At 33.0% G+C, this 19,325-nt stretch carries 14 protein-coding genes and 1 tRNA gene; 6 read left to right on the forward strand and 9 right to left on the reverse strand.

Features of this window, described 5'->3' with window-relative positions; translation table 11 throughout:
- Positions 1 to 2: 2 nt before the first annotated feature.
- Both P178_RS0114345 and P178_RS0114350 read right to left on the reverse strand, forming a co-directional pair.
- Entirely contained in the window at positions 3 to 530 is a 528-nt protein-coding gene (locus tag P178_RS0114345) for a KdsC family phosphatase (protein ID WP_027066856.1), read from the reverse strand.
- A complete protein-coding gene (locus P178_RS0114350; protein ID WP_027066857.1) occupies positions 514 to 1,278 on the reverse strand; it encodes a Rossmann-like and DUF2520 domain-containing protein in 765 nt (254 codons plus the stop codon). Before P178_RS0114350 ends, P178_RS0114345 begins: the two co-directional genes overlap by 17 nt.
- Positions 1,279 to 1,415: 137 nt before the next feature.
- Here P178_RS0114350 and ccsA point away from each other — a divergent pair, with 137 nt between their 5' ends.
- Positions 1,416 to 4,595 (forward strand): cytochrome c biogenesis protein, encoded by a 3,180-nt coding sequence (gene ccsA / locus P178_RS0114355; protein WP_027066858.1) that lies wholly within the window; start codon positions 1,416 to 1,418, stop codon positions 4,593 to 4,595.
- A 72-nt stretch (positions 4,596 to 4,667) separates the two neighbouring features.
- On the opposite strand, the gene P178_RS0114360 is transcribed toward ccsA, so the two are convergent.
- Entirely contained in the window at positions 4,668 to 5,939 is a 1,272-nt protein-coding gene (locus P178_RS0114360; RefSeq protein WP_027066859.1) for a M14 family metallopeptidase, read from the reverse strand.
- Between the two features lie 347 nt (positions 5,940 to 6,286).
- Here P178_RS0114360 and P178_RS0114365 point away from each other — a divergent pair, with 347 nt between their 5' ends.
- Both P178_RS0114365 and bshB1 read left to right on the forward strand, forming a co-directional pair.
- Entirely contained in the window at positions 6,287 to 7,438 is a 1,152-nt protein-coding gene (locus P178_RS0114365) for a trans-sulfuration enzyme family protein (protein ID WP_027066860.1), read from the forward strand.
- A gap of 26 nt (positions 7,439 to 7,464) precedes the next feature.
- Complete coding sequence (bshB1, locus tag P178_RS0114370) at positions 7,465 to 8,181, forward strand: bacillithiol biosynthesis deacetylase BshB1 (RefSeq protein WP_027066861.1); 717 nt, start codon at positions 7,465 to 7,467, stop codon at positions 8,179 to 8,181.
- Here bshB1 and P178_RS0114375 read toward each other — a convergent pair.
- Entirely contained in the window at positions 8,178 to 10,262 is a 2,085-nt protein-coding gene (locus tag P178_RS0114375) for a tetratricopeptide repeat-containing sensor histidine kinase (protein WP_081819454.1), read from the reverse strand. The genes bshB1 and P178_RS0114375 overlap by 4 nt on opposite strands.
- 231 nt (positions 10,263 to 10,493) lie before the next feature.
- Positions 10,494 to 12,542, reverse strand: a complete 2,049-nt coding sequence (locus tag P178_RS0114380) for a tetratricopeptide repeat-containing sensor histidine kinase (protein WP_027066863.1) — start codon at positions 12,540 to 12,542, stop codon at positions 10,494 to 10,496.
- A 156-nt stretch (positions 12,543 to 12,698) separates the two neighbouring features.
- Here P178_RS0114380 and P178_RS0114385 point away from each other — a divergent pair.
- Positions 12,699 to 12,774 (forward strand) — tRNA-His (locus P178_RS0114385).
- A gap of 141 nt (positions 12,775 to 12,915) precedes the next feature.
- Here the strand turns inward: P178_RS0114385 and P178_RS0114390 are convergent.
- From P178_RS0114390 to P178_RS0114400, 3 genes are all read right to left on the reverse strand, one after another.
- Positions 12,916 to 14,466: a M28 family peptidase gene (locus P178_RS0114390; RefSeq protein WP_027066864.1), complete on the reverse strand. Its 1,551-nt coding sequence runs from the start codon at positions 14,464 to 14,466 to the stop codon at positions 12,916 to 12,918.
- A 158-nt stretch (positions 14,467 to 14,624) separates the two neighbouring features.
- Positions 14,625 to 15,314, reverse strand: coding sequence for an SGNH/GDSL hydrolase family protein (locus P178_RS0114395; protein WP_027066865.1), 690 nt, complete (start codon positions 15,312 to 15,314; stop codon positions 14,625 to 14,627).
- Between the two features lie 13 nt (positions 15,315 to 15,327).
- Entirely contained in the window at positions 15,328 to 15,786 is a 459-nt protein-coding gene (locus P178_RS0114400) for a hypothetical protein (RefSeq protein ID WP_027066866.1), read from the reverse strand.
- Between the two features lie 114 nt (positions 15,787 to 15,900).
- Here P178_RS0114400 and P178_RS22150 point away from each other — a divergent pair, with 114 nt between their 5' ends.
- Positions 15,901 to 16,356, forward strand: coding sequence for a hypothetical protein (locus P178_RS22150; RefSeq protein ID WP_177214972.1), 456 nt, complete (start codon positions 15,901 to 15,903; stop codon positions 16,354 to 16,356).
- A 13-nt stretch (positions 16,357 to 16,369) separates the two neighbouring features.
- Here P178_RS22150 and P178_RS0114410 read toward each other — a convergent pair whose 3' ends face one another.
- Positions 16,370 to 17,854, reverse strand: a complete 1,485-nt coding sequence (locus tag P178_RS0114410; protein WP_027066867.1) for a S10 family peptidase — start codon at positions 17,852 to 17,854, stop codon at positions 16,370 to 16,372.
- Positions 17,855 to 18,090: 236 nt separating this feature from the next.
- Between P178_RS0114410 and P178_RS22155 the strand changes: the two genes are divergently transcribed.
- Positions 18,091 to 19,227, forward strand: a complete 1,137-nt coding sequence (locus P178_RS22155; RefSeq protein WP_036146909.1) for a Gfo/Idh/MocA family protein — start codon at positions 18,091 to 18,093, stop codon at positions 19,225 to 19,227.
- Positions 19,228 to 19,325: the final 98 nt, after the last annotated feature.

Consider the following 19,325-nt stretch of genomic DNA (forward strand, 5'->3'; position numbering starts at 1 on the left):
TTTTAATCGTTTGCAGCGCTAAAATGACTGTTCCAATCACCACGTACTTTTAACACTTGTTCTATAACATCACGTACACAGCCATGACCTCCGTTAATGTGTGAAATATACTGACTAACACTTTTTACTTCAGCAACGGCATTTTGTGGGCAAGTGGCTAAGGCTACAGCTTTCATGGGTGGTATATCTGGTATATCATCACCCATGTACAATACGTTTTCCGCATCTATGTGGTAAATGTCCAAATATTCTTCTAAAGCATCCATTTTGTAATGTGCTCCCATATAAATATCGGTAACTCCTAAAGCTCTTAATCTAGTTTTTACACCTTCATTTGTACCACCGGTTATAATACATACATTATATCCTTTACTAAGCGCAACTTTAAGTGCATAGCCATCTTTAACACTCATTTTTCGTAATAACTCGCCTTCGCTCGTTACCAAAAGACTACCATCGGTAAATACCCCATCTACATCAAAAATAAATGTAGTAATATCCTTTAAATATTCTTTATAACTCTTTTCCATGCTTTTCTTTAATTGCGTTGCTTAATAGGGTGTATAGCTCCCTTTGGTGTTTGTCTTTTATTAATTGTAAATGATTGTGTAATGTTTTCTGATCTCCTCGTTTTGCAGGTCCTGTTTGGGCTTCTAAAGGAGTGATCTTGTCTAATTTAGCCGCAGTCTCTTTAATTAAAGGTTGTAGTAATTTAAAATCTATTTGATGTTCAGAACAGATTTCTGCGCCTACGGTATACATATAATTAGTGAAATTATTGACAAAAACTGCCGCTACATGTAGTGTTTTTCTTTGGTCAGAACCTAATTCTACAACGGTGTTGCTTAGGGTATTCCCTAGTTTTTTTAATAATTCTAAATCATCTTCATTTGGTGATTCTATGCAAATAGGAATTTCGTTGAACGTAATAATTCTGTCTTTGGTAAATGTCTGTAAAGGATAAAATATGCCCGGACGCTTAGCGGTACTTAGTTCATCAATGGAAGTAGCCCCAGATGTATGTACTAAAATACCATCAATATTTTTAAAATTTTGGGCTACAACGCTGATGGCATCGTCTGAAATGGCAAGAATATAAATATCGGCAGCTACTATCTTTTCAAAATTAGAACTTGTTATTGCTTGATCTGTTACGAAAGCCAATTTTTGAGGGTTTCTGCCAATTACCTGTTTAACGCTTACGTCATTTGCCTTTTCTAATGCGTTAAAGAGATTCTGAGCTACATTTCCTGTGCCTACTATTACAACGGATATCATATGGCAAAAGTACAAAGTTTATAGAAGTCTTGTTGTATTAAAATTAACAGTTTTAATGAAGTTATAAAGCAGTAAAAGCCATTCGTAAATGATGAAAACACCGTATTTTTGCATCTTGAAAATCAACTCCTACTTCCATGACGGAAATGTTCAAGAAAATATTCTTCTCTACTCGATTAATGTCTATTCTATTTATCGCTTTTGCAACAGCGATGGCATTCGGTACTTTTATAGAAAGCTGGTATAGCACAGAAACTGCAAGAATTTGGATTTACAATGCCTGGTGGTTTGAAGTTATAATGGTGTTCTTTGTTATTAATTTCTTAGGAAACATATCTAGATATCGCTTATTGCGTCTAGAAAAATGGCCGGTATTATTATTGCATTTATCTTGGGTATTGATAATTATAGGTGCATTTGTAACCAGATACATCAGTTTTGAAGGTATGATGCCTATTCGCGAAGGAAAAACTGAAAATGTATTTTATTCCGATAAAACTTTTTTAACGGTTTATGTTGATGGTGAAATTGATGGAGAGGCTAGAAGAAAGATTTTAGAAGATGCTTTAATAGTTACTCCAGAGGCTATAAAATCTAATCTTCCATGGAAAGCAGATTTCAACAATGAAGACTTTGAAATTTCTTATGTAGATTTTATAAAAGGTGCCAAGCAAGGTTTACTACCTGATATTAATGGAACTAAATTTTTGAAAATAGTTGAAGCAGGCGATGGTGAACGTCATGATCACTATTTAGAAGATGGTAAAGTAGCCAGCATACATAATGTATTATTTGCTTTGAATAACAAAACTGATGGTGCCATTAATATAATGACTACAGATTCTGTTTATCAAGTTCATTCTCCTTTTGAAGGGGATTATATGCGCATGGCAGATCAGTTTCAAGGTGTTTTGGTAAAAGATAGTCTGCAACCTTTAGTCTTGCGTTCGTTGTATAATACGGCCGGTATGCAGTTTGTTATTCCAGATTCAATTACTCAAGGTTCATATGGTATTGTTGAAATACCTGAAGCAGAGAAAACAAAAATAGATCAAGATGCTATAATTTTTGATGTTACTGCGAACGGAGAAACAAAACAAATAAAATTATTAGGCAGTAAAGGACCTTCTGATTTTAGCGAAAAGGTTAATGTAGGCGGACTCAATTTTTCTATTAGATATGGTTCTAAAGTTTACGAATTACCTTTTGGGATTAAATTGAATGATTTTATAGCCGAGAAATATCCTGGAACAGATAAAGGTTATGCATCTTTCATGAGTAGGGTTACCATTGAGGATGAAAGACCTTTTGATTACGACATTTTTATGAACCACGTACTGGATCATGATGGTTACCGCTTTTTTCAATCGGGTTTTGATCCGGACGAAAAAGGAACAACATTATCTGTAAATCATGACTTTTGGGGAACTTGGATCACCTATATTGGTTATTTTCTACTATACATAGGCTTAATGGGAATTATGTTTTTTGGTAAGACCCGTTTTAAAGATTTAGCTGATTCTTTGGATCAACTTAAGATCAAAAAGAAAAAAATGTTTGGAGTGTTGGCTGTTTTAATGGCATTCTCATTTTCTTCTTTTGCACAAGAGCAACACACACCAGAAGAAGGGCATCAACAGGCACCTAGCAAGACACAAATAGATTCTTTGCTTAAAGCCAGTATGGTAAGTAAAGAACATGCTGATAAGTTTGGTAAGCTAGTAATACAAGATGAAGGTGGGCGTATGAAGCCTATTAATACATTTTCATCAGAATTACTACGTAAGTTAAGTTATAAGGACACCTATTTAGATTTTTCTTCGGATCAGGTATTACTTTCTATGATGATGAACCCTGCTGTATGGTACAATACAGAGTTTATTGCGTTAGATAAGAAATCACAGAATGATAGTATTAGGAAAGTTATTGGTATTCCTTCCGGTCAAGAATATGTAAAAGCAACCGATTTTTTTGATAAACAAGGGCAGTACAAATTAGAGCCATTTTTAAGGGAAGCAACAGCTACTACCAACCCAAATAAATTTCAGCAAGATTTTAAAGATGCCAATATCAGATTGAGTTTATTGAATCAGGCTTTAGGTCAAGATATTGTTAAGATATTTCCGTTGCTTGACGATGAAAATAACAAATGGATTTCGGCAGTAGAGTATAGGGGAGGGCAGTATGAAATTAGAGATTCTCTTTACTCCAACTTTGTAAAGAATGCAATGCCTTATTATTTAATGACTCTAGGTAAGGCTCAAGAAAGTGGAGATTATGCTTCTGCAGATAAATTATTGGCAGCTTTTCAGCAGAATCAATTAAATCATGGTAGTGAAGTATTGCCATCAAAGAAAAAGATTGATACTGAGGTTATTTATAATAAACTAAACATCTTCAATAAACTGTATAGGTATTATGCAGTTGTAGGGCTTTTGATGTTCTTTATTCTTGTTTTTCAAATTTTCAAAGATCGATCGATTTGGAGAGTTGCAATATATTTCTTTAAGGGAACTATAATGTTACTTTTCATTTGGCACACTGCTGGTTTGGTTCTACGCTGGTATATTTCTGGTCATGCACCTTGGAGTGATGCTTATGAAAGTATATTATACGTAGCATGGGCTACCATGGGTATTGGTTGGGCGCTAGGTCGTAAAAGTGATATGACTTTTGCAGCATCTGCATTTGTAACTTCTATGCTTTTATGGATAGCACACCAAAGTTGGGTTGACCCATCAATAGGTAACTTAGTTCCAGTTTTAGACAGTTATTGGTTAATGATACACGTAGCCGTAATTGTTGGTAGTTATGGACCTTTAACCGTTGGTATGATCTTAGGTCTTGTTTCATTAATTTTAATGATTTTGACAACCAAAAAGAATAAAAAACGTATGGCAATCAACATAAAAGAATTGACCATAATTAATGAATTAGCTTTGACCACAGGACTTGTCATGCTTACCATTGGTAACTTTTTAGGTGGACAATGGGCCAACGAAAGTTGGGGTCGCTATTGGGGGTGGGATCCAAAAGAAACTTGGGCACTTGTTTCTATTATGATCTATGCCTTTGTAATACACACAAGATTGGTTCCTGGCTTAAGAGGGAAATGGACTTTCAATTTTATGAGTGTTGTTGCTTTTGGTAGTATTATGATGACCTACTTTGGTGTTAACTTTTATTTGGTTGGTCTTCATAGTTACGCTAGTGGAGCCCAGGTTATTACGCCAACTTTTATTTATTACTTAGTTGCAGGAGTGCTGGTATTAGGCGGAATAAGCTTTTGGAGGTATAAAGTTAATTACAGCAAATAAAAATATTAGTATAAAAAAAGCCTCGTGGTATACCACGAGGCTTTTTTTGTTAATATACCTTAAAGATTGTTTTTAATCTTTATTGTCCAGTAAATCCATTAATTCTTCAGCGGCTACCTTACCTTTTTGTTTTAAGAAATCTCTAGGTGTGTTATCTCCTAATTCAAAAACTATAGCTGGCATACCGTGGTTCACATAAAAATAATTGCGTGATACCATAGTAGGCTTAATATTGGTTGATGGTTTCACATTTGTATGCTTTTGAGGCAATCTATCGGTAATATTCGCTATCCAATCAAAAACAATTTTACCTTTATCACCGGTAATCGTAGTGTCGATAGGGTAGTAGATATCGTCCCATGTAGAGTGGAAATCTGCACCGAAGACAAACTCATATCCTTCAGATTCTTTTGTTACCAGAAAATCTCTAACACTTCTTGTTTCTGGCTGATTAAAATCTTGCCAGTCTCTATTCAAATCTATTCCGCCCATATTATGTCGCCAGTTGCCATTATCAACACCGTCTGGATTCATTAATGGGACAACAAATAAGTCATAGTTATTTCTAAATTTCTGAGCCTTTGGGGAGTCTCCTGTTAAGGTTTCAATAAAAGATTTCATTGCCAGAAAACCAGTAACTTCTGGTGGATGTTGTCTAGAAATCACCATAACAGCTTTTTTATTTTTTTTAGAACTTACCTCCATTAAGTTCATAGCTCTATTCTCCTTACTTTTTCCAATTTCATATGTAGAAATAAATGGCTTGGTTGATAAGGAATCTATCCAGTTTTTTACTCGTGTAGAGCCATAAAGCTCTTGCGCGGTAATATATGTTGGTGTTTCACTTATTTTGACTTTTATCTCGACGAATTCTGGTGCTGCCTTAATGCCAAAATCACCAACACCTTTATTTAAGGCAGTATAATTTGTACTATCTAAAACTTTAAAATTCTCACCATCTGTACTTATTTTAGGATAATATCTACTACGAGAATCTTGATAGGTCATTTTAATGGTTATAGTTTTAGGAGTTTTTGACCAAACCTTAAAAGCATACCAAGGACTCACATTAACTGGTGTGTTTTCAGCTGTTATTAAAGCGGTAAAGTGATTGTTTCCGTCAGAGGTTATTCCGTTTAGTCTTCCACTTTCAAAATCATTACTAAAAAAGGTGGCTTCATTATCGAAAGTCCAAGTGCCTTTCCACTGTTTTTGAACTGGTTTGGATAAAGTGGAGACTACTGCACTTTTCCCTTGGCCTTGATATCCTTTTGTAACTGGTTCTTGGTTTTTACATGCAGCTAACGCTACAATTAGAAGAAATATATAAATTGATTTTTTCATGATAGATAGATATTCAAATAGGCTATTGCTAATGTTAGATTTTTTTAATTTATTCTTTGTGGATATACTTATAAATCTAAAAACAAAATGTGACAGTTCTAGTATTTCAAAGGTTTTTGAATAAACTATTCAATATTTTATAATTCTAGCTAATTATTTATATAGTATTATTAGCTTGTTGTTATTATTCTGTTTTATATTTTTTCAAAGTTATTTTAATTGTGTTCTGAAAGTTTTAAAGCTATAAGGAGACGAAAGAAGCTATAATAGTTTAATCACATTCATAGCGATGTTAGAGATAACATTTACATTCTATTCCTTACCTTTATTTTTTATAATTTTTGCATATGAATTCGAATAAAAAAGGATTGAACACCATTTGTACACACGTTGGTGAATTAGAGGACAAACAACATCGTGGAGCAATTTCTCCATTATATATGAGTACATCTTATGCTTATGAAGATGTTGATGTAAAACGTTATCCCCGATATTTTAATACACCAAATCAAGAAGGACTTTGCAAAAAGGTTGCGGCATTGGAACATGCGGAATCTGCACTTATTTTTGGTAGCGGTATGGCTGCAGTGAGTACAGCTTTATTAGCCTTTTTAAGAGCAGGAGATCATGTGGTTTTACAACAGACCTTATACGGTGGAACATACAATTTGGTCAACGAAGAGTTCTCTAAATACGGTATTGAATATTCTTTTACCGAGGGGTGGGGTGCCGAAGCATTTGAAGCTCAAATTAAAGAGAACACTAAAGTAATTTATATAGAAACACCTTCTAATCCACTATTGACAATTACCGATTTAGAAGGCGTTGCTACCATTGCGAAAAAACATGGAATCACAACTTTAATCGATAATACATTCGCGAGTCCGGTAAACCAAAATCCAATTGATTTTGGTATTGATGTCGTAATTCATAGTGCTACCAAATACATGGGTGGTCATTCAGATATTTGCGCAGGCGCAGTAGCTTCTACAAAAGAAAATATGGAGCGTATTTTTCATTTAGCAAAAAATTTTGGTGGTAGCCTCAGTGATTATACCGTTTGGTTGTTGGAAAGAAGTATGAAAACAATGGGAATACGGGTAAGGGCACAAAATGAGAATGCTTTGGCAATGGCTCATTTCCTTGACGGATTATCACAGATTGAAAAAGTATATTACCCAGGTTTACCATCTCACCAAGATCATGAAATTGCCAAAAAGCAAATGAAAGGATTTGGGGGAATGTTATCTTTTGAATTAAATTCAGATTTAGATGCATCTCAATTTCAAAAAGAATTGTCGTTAATTAAACCATCAATGAGTCTTGCTGGTGTAGAGAGCACAGTGCTGTCACCATCCAAAACATCACACGCACTTATGAGTGCAGAGGTAAGAGCGGAACAAGGTATTGCTGACGGACTAATTCGTTTTTCTGTTGGTATAGAAGAAGTAGAAGATTTAAAGAAGGATATTTTACAGGCTTTAGAAAGTATAAAATAATAAGCATCAATTTGAATTGGTATAGAATGAAGTTAGATATTTTAGTATTTGGAGCGCACCCTGATGATGCAGAGCTTGGTGCCGGTGGCACTATAGCCAAAGAGATTGCATTAGGTAAAAAAGTTGGTATCGTAGATTTAACTCGTGGAGAGTTGGGTACAAGAGGGTCTGCAGAAATTCGTGATAAAGAATCTGCTGCTGCAGGAAAAATATTAGGTGTAGAAGTTCGTGAGAATTTAAGGTTTAGAGATGGATTTTTCGTTAATGATGAAAAGCATCAACTAGAAATTATAAAAATGATACGCAAATACAGACCGCATACTGTATTGTGTAATGCTGTTGATGACAGACATATTGATCACGGCAAGGGAAGTAAATTGGTAAGCGACGCTTGTTTTTTAAGTGGATTAAGACGTATAGAGACTAGAATAGGGCAGGAGAACCAACAAGAATGGCGGCCTAAATTAGTATATCATTACATTCAATGGAAAAATATTACTCCAGATTTTGTTGTTGACATTAGTGAATATTTGGAGGCTAAAACAGATTCAATTTTAGCATATGGCTCACAATTTCATGATCCTAGTAGTAATGAGCCTGAAACTCCTATTAGTAGTAAAACTTTTATAGAGAGTGTTCACTATAGGGCAAAAGATTTAGGAAGACTGGTTGGTGTAGATTATGCAGAAGGTTTTACCGTTGAAAGAATGGTGGCGGTAGATTCGCTAGATAGCTTAATTTAAGCAGATTCTTTGTACTGTTTTTGTATTCTTGGTATGGTAAAGTAGAAGCTTGACCCTCTACCCAAAGCACTATGTACCCATATTTTACCATTGTTTTTCTCAACCATTTCCTTACATAAAGAAAGACCTAATCCTGTACCTTTCTCATCGTTGGTACCGTAAGTGGTGTGGTTAGAATCTTTTTCGAAAAGTTTGCCTATGATTTCTTCACTCATTCCTAAACCGTTATCCTTAACGTAAATTTCGCATGTTTTAATTTTTTGAATTGCACCAATAATGATTTTACCATTATTAGGTGTAAATTTTAAGGCGTTACTTAATAAGTTTCTAATAATGATATCAATCTGGTTGGGGTCTGACCAAACCTGACAATTAGGTTCAATTCTATTAATTAAAGTAATAGATTTAGCTTCTGCAATTTCAGATAATAGTGCAATATTTTCCTCAACAATACTATCTAAATTGGTTATGGAATGTCTTGTAATAGACCCATTCATCTGGGTTTGCCCCCAAGATAATAAGTTGTTAAGTGTAAAGGAAATGGTATCTATATCAACTTTAAGTTTAGGAACAAAATTCAAAAACTCATCTTTGGTCATTTCTCCTTCCTTAAATAATTTTAATAGCCCCTGAAAAGCACCAATTGGTCCTCTTAAATCATGACCAATGATAGAGAATAATTTATTTTTTGTCTGATTCAATTCATTTAAGTAAGCTTGTTTTTGTTCAAGATCAGCTTTCTTATTTCTTAGTTCTTGATTCAGTTTTTTCTGCTCTTGTTGATTTCTATGTACAATGAACGTTATAATAGCAAAGATGAAAAGTATTATTATAAAAATATAAATGTAAATTTTCTGTTTTGCTAGTGCTTTTTCATTTTCAACGATTAGTAGTTGTTTTTGTTGATCATATTCTACTCTAGTTTTAAGCATATTCAATGCTTTTTCATTACTAATTGCAGAAAGAGATTCATACGTTGTTTGGTATAGCTCATGGTACCAAAGCGATTTTTCAAAGTCTTTTTTTATTTTGAATATTTTGGAAAGGTTTTGTGTACTGTTTTTAATTCCGGATCTAAGACCAATTTTCTTAGATAAATTAAATGCGTTAAATGCATATTCTTCTGCTATACTATCTTTTTTAAGATTTAAGTAGGCTTCTGTCATACCATTTAGTAGATCTATTTTACCTCTGTCATCCTCTATTTCTTGGTGTAATAATTCGCTTTGCTTATACCAATAAAGTGCCCAAGTATTCTTATTCTTTTTGAGATATATTTTTCCTTTAATTTCATAACAGTATGCTAACCATTCTAGTATTTTTTCTTTTTCAAACGTAGCTATACTAATGTTAATATTATACATAGCATAATCCAATTCATTCATGTCTGCATATGTAGAGGCAATGTTACTTAGAGTTTCTGCAAGAAAGACAGGATTGCCGACTTCTTCATGTATGGCTTTTGATTTTTGTAAAAATACCATCGCTTGTTGAAAGTCCTTTTGCTCAAGGTATAAGTGGGCAATGTTATCATTTATAATGGAAATAGAATTTTTATAATTATGTTTTTCTGCAATTTCCATTGCTTCTAAATACCATTTTAATGATTTTGAATAATCACCTTTATACCCATACTCCTTAGCTAAATCATTTAAGGTTCTTACCTTTAAAAAGTTGTTTTCATATTTTTCTGCAAGTTTATAAGCTTTATTGAAATATATAATAGCTTGGTCTATTTTACCTTTATCAGAATAATATCCTCCCATTGAATGATATGAACTGATCTCACCATTTGTGTATTCAGCCTTTTTACTTAAAGCTAAATTTTTTTGGCTAAGCGTATACAGACTATCCAAATTATGAAAACGGTACTCGTATGCAAGTGCAATTAAGTTGTGTATATAAAGAGTATCTTTAGAGTTGAAGTTTGAAGAATTTCTTATTTCTTCTATTTCGCTCAGTAAAGTATCTCTTTTTGAAGATTGTGAAGCTAAAGTGGTGAATGATAAAATTAGGAATATAACCATACAACCTTGAAGCAGGTTGTTTAAATAAAATGGTTTTAATATTCTAAATTTCATAGATATCACTATAATGTGAATCTAAAATTAGTTTAGAAGATTACGGATAAGTAATAAATGTTGTGAAATGCGAATTATTGTGTGTTTTAACGTTCTAAAAGTGTAGTTCGTCGATGATTTTGATTTTTTTGATACAAATAATTATTAAGGGACGAAATGTAAAAAAATGAATGTATCAGAAAATTATTTTAAACCTTATAATTGTTTTACGAGTGTAGCAAATATTATGTTTTATGCAATATCCACGGGCAACTGAACAATAAATTGACTTCCTTTATTCGGTTCACTTTTTACAATAATTTCTCCGCTATTTTTAATGACCATAGCTTTCACCAAACGAAGTCCTAAGCCGGTGCCTTTCTCTAAATTTGTACCATAGTTAGAGAAATTTTCAGTGTCACTGAATAACTTTTGTACATCAGATTCTGTCATGCCAACGCCAGTATCAGAAACTTGAATAACTAAGTTTTTATCTTTTATTTTAGTTTTGATAGTAATCATACCTTCGTTTGGAGTGAATTTAATGGCATTATTGATTAAGTTTCTAAATATAACATTGAACTGTTGAAGGTCGGCAAAAACACTATGATTGACAGCAACTTGGTTATTTATAGTTATCGCTTTTTTATTTATTTCATTACGAAATAGCTGTAATATAATATCCAATTCATTTCTAACAGAAATGCTTCTAACGTTTATTGTATTTCCTTGCATCTGAGTTTTTCCCCAATGTAAAAGGTTATCCATTGTAAATTGAACTTGCTCTAAGTCTTCTTTTAATTGTGGAGCAAATTTTTCAAAATAATCCTTGCCTTCAGGATCTTCTAGATACAAAGTTAGAATTTCATTCAATGATATAATTGGACCTCTTAAATCATGACCAACAATAGAAAAAAGACGATCTTGATTAGAGTTTATTTGAGTTAATGCTTCTTGATTTTTATTTAATATTTTAGCTTGGTTTGCTAGTTTTTTGTTTAATAATTTTTCTCTTTTGTTAGCATTTAAAATAAGGAAAACAATGACTAGTGAAGTGAATAGTGCTGCTAATGCCCATTTTACGTACTTACGTTGTTGATTTATAGCTAATTCATTCTGAGCTTTTAGATTTTCGGTTTCTTTTTCAAAATTTAATTTTGCATTGAGCATTGTTAAATTTCGTCTATTCTTTTTCTTGAAATTGTCGTTAGAAAGTTTTTCGGTTAGTTCAAGGTATTTTAAAGACTCTGCTACATCATCTTTACTTTTGCTAATTTCATATAACGTTCTATATGCTTTTTCTAGACCTGTATCATAATCAGAAGATGCATATAGCATTACACTTTCATTTATATTCGCCTCAGCTTTCACTAAATTATTTAGTCCTAAATATGATCTTCCAAGACCATATTTTATATCAGCTTTTGCTTTTACATCATTGAACTCATCATGCATATCTAAAGATTTCTGATAATTCACTAAAGCATTATCAAAATCATTTAATGTTAAATAATACAACCCTAAAGTAGAAAAGGTCCATGCTAACCATGTTGTTTGCTTATTTTTTTCAAGCAGCGCTAATGTTTCGTCTAATTCAATCTTTGCTTGGTTTAAATTTCCTAATTCTATATTTAAGAATGCCATATTACTTAGCATCATAGCTTCTTTAGTTGGGTCTTTTAAATTTTTAACGTGTTTAAAGGCAACAGCATAATATTTTAAAGCCTCCACATTATCTTCAAGGCGACTAAAAATAGTGCCCAAATTCATATTCATTCGAAACAAGTGAAATTGATCACTATTCTTTTCTGCTATAGCTAGAGTATGTAAGAATTGAGTGTAAGTGGAAGGATAGTCATTTTTGAAATAATATCCTTGTCCAAGAATATTATAAATTTTCATTTCTGTTTTAGGAAAACTACTTAATTCAGGATTTTTAATTGTCTCTAAGGAGAATTCAATTGACTTGTCTGTTTGACCTGTGTACAAGTATAAAGTTGCAAGATTTGCTAAGGCTTCAAGCTCCCCTTGTATATATTTATTTTTCTTACTCAGTGCAAGTGCTCTTTCTGAGTTTACTAGCATAGAATCTTGCTCTATTAGTCTTTGGTAATAAGAGAGCTGGTTTAAGTTGTCAATATATTCAGGTGTGTTTTCTGAAAAATTAAGGGAATGGGTTAATCTCGAAATTTTTTCATGATAAAAATCAATACTGTCTTTTTGAGCGAAAGCACTAAAAAAGCTAGTACATATAAATGCAAATAGTAAAAAATTATGCTTATAATTTGATATAGAATGCATTATGAAAGTGGTGTAATCTTAATAGGTTGTGTTAGATAAAACTTGAAGTTAGAAAAATTATTATAAATGATTCTTAAAATTAAATATTTATTGAATTTTCAAATTATTATTTGTTAGAACTGTTTAAAAAAATTATCTTTGCACTCGCTTACAAATGGTGGTTGTAGCTCAGCTGGTTAGAGCATCGGTTTGTGGTACCGAGGGTCGCCGGTTCGAACCCGGTCTTCCACCCTAAAAGCAAACTAAAAGTCTTAGATTTATTTCTAAGGCTTTTTTTATTTAGAGTTGGTTACTAACTTATTCATAGCGCATAAAAAAAGCCTAATAGTTACCATAACTATTAGGCTTCTTCATTTACAGTATCTAAAGACTTTTAGTCTACTTTTAATTTTTGTTCTCTATTTGCAATTTCCCAAGCGGTATAAAAAATTAATCTTGTTCTATTTTCCAACAAATCGTAATTGATTTTATCTGGAGTATCACTTGGCTTATGATAATCATCGTGGGTACCATTAAAATAGAATATAATTGGAATATTGTTCTTTGCAAAGTTGTAATGATCACTTCTGTAATAAAAACGGTTTGGATCGTTCTCATCATTATAGGTATAATCAAGTTCTATATTGGTGAACTTTTTATTAACCTCTTCAGAAAGATTATGAAGCTCTAAACTTAGTTTGTCAGAACCTATTAAATAAATATAATTGCGGTCTCCTTCACGAGCTGGATCAATTCTTCCGATCATATCAATATTAAGATTGGCAACTGTATTTGCAAGTGGAACAATTGGGTCTACATCTGTGTAATATTGAGAGCCTAGTAAGCCTTTTTCTTCTCCTGTTACATGTAAGAATACAATTGAGCGTTTTGGACCATTACCTTCATTAGCAGCCTTCTTAAACGCTTCTGCGATTTCTAAAAGAGCAACTGTACCAGAACCATCATCATCTGCGCCATTATTAATATCTCCATTAGCAGAAATACCAATATGGTCTAAGTGAGATGAAATTACTAAATACTCATCTGGTTTTTCAGAACCTTTAATGATTGCAGCAACATTTTCAGATGCAATTTTATCGTTAGAACTTTCAAAACTTAATTGTAAGCTTTTACTTAATACTTTAGGCTCGTTATCTGTTTCAATATTAGATAGTAAGTTAGTAGCAAGAACTTGGTCTATAAATAAACTATAGAATTCAGGAGCGTTATCATCAACAACTTCCATTCTTCCACTATTATTAGTTTTCATAGATTCAAACCTACGTTTAAACCTATTAAAGTTATCAGCGTCATAATATAAAACACCAGTTGCACCTTTATCTACTGCAATCTGAATTCTTTTTGTTAAAGATTCTGACATGTTACTCCAGATAGAAGTTTCATTAGTGCCAGTAATTGTATAGTTACCATCATCATTTTTTGGCTCACCAGATTTCATTAGAACAATCTTGCCCTCAACGTCAATATCATTATAATCAGAGTATGATGGATCTTCTATGCCATAAGCTGCATATACAATTTCCTCAGCAGTTGTGTTTGCAGCAGTAAATGTTAGCACATGTTCGCCTATAGTAAAATCTGTGCCATTGAGACTTAATTTTCCAGTAGGAAGTTTACTGATTTCTAAAGGCACTTCTTGAAAATAATTTCCATCTTTTTTTGCTGCAGGTATTCCTAATTTTTCATACTCGGCTTTTATGTATGCTATAGCTTTTTTCTGACCAGGCTGACCAGTTTCTCTACCTTCAAAATCATCTGATGCATAGATGTATAAATGCTCTTTTAATTCTGCTTCTGTAATTGATTCTGCGTATGTAATTTCAGATGCAACAGTAGATGCTTCCGTAGCCACATCTTTAACTGTTTTTTGAGAAGAATTACATGAAATGGCCGTAGCGACCAATAGGAATAGTGTCTTTTTCATTTTATATAAGTCAAATTTTTTCAAAAATAATCAAATCTTAACTAGTATGTAAGCTATTTAATACCAACAAATTTAAATTAAATTCTTAGTTGAAATTCTAATGCGTATTGGGTTTAGTAAATTAAGAGCTACTGATTTAAATCAGTCTAAATCAAATACTATTCGTTCAAAGCTTTAGCAATTGCGGCTTCAACTAAAGGCTCCATAACTTTGTAGCCTTTAACAGTTGGGTGTACTTCATCTCTAGCATATTTTTTTGGTAGACCATTACGTTTATCAACCATTTGCGAAAAATAGTCTAAGTAAATGTGACCTTGTTTATCTGCATATTGTTTGATCATTTTATTTAAAGCAATTATTTTACCTGAGGGTTCTAAACCTGGTTTCCATGGATAGTCATAAGCGGGTAAGGTAGAGGACAAAATTACCTTTATATTATTGGCATGTGCCATTTCGCTCATACCTTTAATATTGTCCATTATCATTTCTAAAGTAGAAGGACCTGTATTTCCTGCTATATCATTGGTTCCGGCTAAAAGAACTACTACTTTAGGGTTAAGGTTTATCACGTCTTGTCTAAAACGTATTAACATTTGCGGTGTAGTTTGCCCGCTTATCCCTCTATTTACATAGGGCTTATCTTTAAAAAATTCTGGACGATTTTTCAACCATCCAATTGTGATAGAATTTCCCATAAAAACGATACGGTCATCATTATTTTCAGTTTCAGATAATAGTGTATTTGCTTCTTCAAAATGTTTTAAATCTGCCCAATCTTGGGAATGCAAAGAAGTCAAACCTAATAAAGTTAGCATAAAGGCTATTGTTAATTTATTTACTGTTTTCATTTTATATATCTAATTAGGTATTTTGAATTTGGTTTTTTTCGTCTGGTGTTAGTGGTATGCTATTTATAATATTATCCTTATTTGGTCTTTGCACTGCTAAATAAGCTAATAGACATATAGAAATAACAAGAGGCAATGCATTACCTGTATTATAATAGGCAAAGAGTCCTATAAACGCAGGCATTTCTATAAGTGCATATTTTAAGTGTAGTGCAGATTGATATTTTTTTAATTTTTCTTCAAACTTGATATCCATTTTTATTTTAGATGTCATTTTTTTAAAAATCCATTGACTACCAAAATACCCTAGCATAGCAAAGACAGGTACAGCATATAAAAAAGGACCTTGTCCATTGGTACTGGTATTGAACGTGTTTATTTGCAGAATAACCCAAACCGTAAAAATGATTAACCCTCCAAGTAAGAACAAATGCATGATTGATAGGCTCTTAATAAAATTTTTTAGTTCCATATTTTTTTTTGAAATTCTAAGATAATATAAAATAAATCGAATGGGTATTTAACCTGTAAATAGTGGTATAATTTAAAATGGTGGCATAGCCTAGAATATTTATCTTTGCACGGTATGCAAAAGATTCTTATAATTTTAATTCTTCTTTTTACGCTTCATAGCACCTATTCTCAAATAGAACAAGACAAAGTACTTCACTTTTTAGGAGGAAACTTATATGGTTTAGTAGGTGCAGGAGTTGCCAATGAAATTTCTGATGGTGACAGAACCTGGACCTTTATTGGTGCTGTAGGTGGTAGTTTACTAATTGGATTGGCAAAAGAAAGTATAGATCAGAATCAATATGGAGGATGGAGCAATGAAGATTTATTGGCAACCGTATTAGGAGGGGTCACAGTAGGGGTCACCATTGATATTTTCAAAAAACGAAAACAACGCAAGAGGGAGCAGTTGTTTAAAGATGCTATTAAAACTGCAGATTTTAGCTCTAAAAAAATATTCCCAACAGCAACAACTGAAATTAATTCATTGTTGGTGTTGGGAATGACTACTAGTGTTTTAGAAAAGTAAATGTAAGTGCCGATTAATATTTGGCGCTTTTACCTGTAGCAATGGTTCGCTTAATAAAATCACGGATATCATCATTTGCTGTTTTTAAATCTTCTCGCCTTAAGTACATCATATGTCCTGATCTATAGCCCTTAAAACTAAATCTATCTTTCATACGGCCGCTTGGGTCAACTTGCCACATTGTATACTTAGCATTAAAATATGTAGTAGCGCCATCATAATAGCCAGATTGTACCATTACATTTAAGTATGGGTTCTGTGCCATTGCTTGTCTAAGATCTTCCCTCGTATTATCATCATCATTGTTCCATGGGTGAACTGGTCCGAACATATTATACTTTACATCGGTTTTGAAATTTAATTCTTCCTGTAAATAATAATTAATAGCAGGGGTAAAGCTATGTAACCACGAGGTTAACTCGGAATTATAGTCAGGGCGCATGCCTGCTATTTGTTTGTCTATTCCTAAGTATCGAGAGTCTAAACGCCCTACGGTATGCCCGCTTTTATCCTTTAAAAGATTTTTCCAATAGAAAGATGTAGGAACCACTAAATTTTGGTCAAGAATATCTTTTTTGTTTAGACCGGAATAGTATGCCATTTTATCTGCAACGGTATCTTTTTCAGCAGCACTTAAGAACCCGCCTTTTGCAAGTGCTGGTATTAATTTATCAATGGTGTATGCTTCTGATTCTGGTAAAATTTCTAGCAAATCTTTACTTTGTAACGCAGGGGGTAAAGCTTTATGATGCCATGCTGCGGCAGTAAAATATGGTAGATTTATGGCTTCGGCTACAGGTCCGCTATTTCTTATTACTTTATAATCTGCAGGAGATACCATTATTACACCATTTAAGTACATCCATTGCTGATTTTGTAGCGCTAATGAAAGCCCCATTACACGTGTACCACCATAACTTTCCCCAATAATATATTTAGGTGAACGCCATCTGTTATTTCTAGTAACAAAAGTGTTCAGCCATTCGGCTAAATATTTAATATCCGCATTAATTCCGAAGAACTTATCTCTATCAACATCTTTACCACTTGCAGGTATGGTGCGGCTATATCCTGTATTTACAGGATTCACATAAACAATATCTGCAATGTCTAATACAGAATGTGGGTTTTCACTAACACCGTAAGGTTGAACGGGATATCCTTCATCATCAATTTTTAATATTCTAGGTCCGGTATACGCTAAGTGCATCCAAACTGATCCAGATCCTGGTCCACCATTAAATGAAATTAACAAGGGTCTTGCTGCTCTATCTTTAATATTGTTTCTGGTGTAATAGGTGTAATGTAATGATGCAATTGTCTTTGCATTCTCATCCCATACCGGTTGTGTTCCCGTTTGTGCGGTATAAGAAAATGTAGTGCCATTAATTGTTGCATTGTGCTGTGAGGTAATGACAGTATCTATAGGCAGTTCCCTAGACTGTGCCAAGGCAAATGAAGTCGCTAGACAAATAGATAGTTGTAAAAGTTTTTTCATGGTTTGATAAGGTTCTGTTGAATAACGAAAATAAGAATAAAAGCTTGAATCTATATTCTGAAAAGGTTGATTTCTAAGTTAATATCATATCGATAATTTAGGCTTCTTTAAAAAAGGATTAGCCAATTTATTTTTTAAAAATTAGTGATATTTTGAATAAAAAATTAACGACGTAATTTAGGCGTTCACTGATTTTTATTTAATTTTCAATACTTTTTATTCATAAAAATAAATACATGAAACATTTTACAAGACGCTCTTTTAGCAGTTTAGCTACAAAAGGAATTTTAGGGTCTGCATTATTAGGAAACTTACCAATGGCAAATGCATTTACTTTGAGTGACAAGAATAAAAAGTTAGGAATAGCTCTTGTAGGTTTAGGTAGTTATAGTACTTATCAATTGGCGCCATCGTTAGAGGAAACGGAACATTGTTATTTGGCAGGAATTGTCACTGGTACTAAGGAGAAAGAATCAATTTGGAAAGAGAAGTATAATATACCAAAGCAAAGCATATATAACTATGATAATTTTGATGCTATTGTAAAAAATGATACAATTGATATTGTTTATGTAGCATTACCCAATAGTATGCATGCGGATTTTTGTATCAGAGCTGCCAAAGCAGGAAAACATGTTATTTGTGAAAAACCCATGGCTATTAGTGTTGCAGAGTGCGATGCCATTATTAATTATTGTAATGAGAATAATGTAAAACTCTCTGTGGGCTATAGAATGCAAAGTGACCCATATACCAAAGAGGTGAAAAAATTCGTAAAAGAGAAAACCTTTGGAGATGTTCTTTTTGTTTCTTCAGATGCAGGTTACATCTCTAAAGGAAACCCTGATCAATGGCGATTAAATAAAAAATTATCTGGTGGCGGTGCATTAATGAATATGGGTGTTTATGCAATACAAACCAGCATTTATGGCACAGGTCAAAACCCTATATCTGTTTCTGCTCAAGAGTTTAGTACAAGACCAGATTATTTTAAGGATACTGATGAAACCATTACCGCGCAATTTAAATTTGAGAATGGAGCAGTGGCGCATATGATGACTTCACATAATGCGAATGGTAACAGGTTAAAAGTGCATTGTAGTGATGGTTGGTTTGAACTTGACCCTGCACATAGTTATGGCCCAATAAGTGGTATAACTTCTAACGGTAATATATTAGAGTTTCCGCACAAAAGGCAACAGGCTCTGCAAATGGATGATTTCTCAAAGCATATTCTTACGGGTTCTAAAAATATAGCACCAGGCGAGATGGGAAAACGTGATATGATTATCGTTGAGGCTATTTACAAATCTATTTCTGAAGGAGGAAAAGAACAGAAGCTGTCTCTAGGTAATTTAGGTATAGTTTCTTAATTTACTTGTAATCAATTGTTTAATTGGTGTGTTAACTTTTATTTTATCTTTTGATTACCATGGTTTTAAGTTAAATTTACATCTTAACACAAGCATAA

Source organism: Maribacter sp. Hel_I_7, from assembly GCF_000688315.1.
GTDB lineage: Bacteria > Bacteroidota > Bacteroidia > Flavobacteriales > Flavobacteriaceae > Maribacter > Maribacter stanieri.